1 protein-coding gene is annotated in these 1,051 nt (G+C 67.6%); it reads right to left on the bottom strand.

Features of this window, described 5'->3' with window-relative positions:
- Positions 1-1,004 (bottom strand): ABC transporter ATP-binding protein (locus tag NXI30_29075; GenBank protein ID MCR9098293.1); only part of this gene is annotated, 1,004 nt, incomplete at its 3' end.
- Positions 1,005-1,051: the final 47 nt, after the last annotated feature.

The following is a 1,051-nucleotide window of genomic DNA, read 5'->3' as shown; positions in this document are numbered from 1 at the left end:
CATGTGATGCGCAGTCCCTGTTTGTCGAACCGGTGGAGCTGGTCGGGGTCGGGAGTGAGCCAGATCTCGTCGCCGTGGCGCACGCCGACCTCGCCGCCGACGCGGACGGTCACGGGATCGGCAATACCCTCGCAGGCGACGTGAAAGAAGGTGTCGGAGCCCAGGTGCTCGGAGACGCCGACGCGGCCGTGCCACTCTCCGGTATCGGAGGAGACGGAGATGTGCTCGGGGCGGATGCCGATGGTTTCGGCGCCGTGGCGGGCGGCGATCTCGCCGGTGACGAGGTTCATCTTCGGACTGCCGATGAAGCCCGCGACGAAGGTGTTGCAGGGCGCGCGGTAGAGTTCGAGGGGGGAGCCCACCTGCTCGATGTTGCCGGCGCGCAGGACGACGATCTTGTCGGCCATGGTCATCGCCTCGACCTGGTCGTGGGTGACGTAGATCATGGTGGTCTTCAGCCGCGTGTGGAGTTCGCTGATCTCCAGACGCATGCCGACGCGGAGCGCGGCGTCGAGGTTCGAGAGCGGCTCGTCGAAGAGGAAGGCCTTGGGTTCGCGCACGATGGCGCGGCCGATGGCGACACGCTGGCGCTGGCCGCCGGAGAGCTGTCCGGGGCGGCGGTCGAGGTAGTCGGTGAGGTTGAGCACCTCGGCGGCGGCGGTGACGCGGCGGTCCTGTTCCGCCTTGTCGAGCCCGGCCATGCGGAGGGGAAAGGCGATGTTCTTGCGCACGCTCATGTGGGGATAGAGGGCGTAGGACTGGAACACCATGGCGAGGCCGCGTTTCGCCGGTGGCGCCTCGGTGGCGTCCTTGCCGTCGATGCGGATCTGGCCGCCGGAGAGATCCTCGAGCCCCGCGATCATCCGCAGGAGCGTGGACTTCCCGCAGCCGGAGGGGCCGACGAAGACGACGAATTCGCCGTCCTCGATCTGGAGGTCGAGGGGGGGAATGACCTCGACGTCGCCGAACTTCTTGCGGACCTTGTCGAGCGTGATGCGTCCCATGGATCTGTCCCTATTTCACCGCGCCGAAGGTCAGGCCGCGCACGAGT

Source organism: bacterium (assembly GCA_024742285.1).
In the GTDB taxonomy this organism is placed as follows: domain Bacteria; phylum Myxococcota_A; class UBA9160; order UBA9160; family UBA4427; genus UBA4427.
The sequence above is the reverse complement of the archived record's forward strand: the minus strand, read 5'-3'. Positions and strand labels throughout refer to the sequence as shown.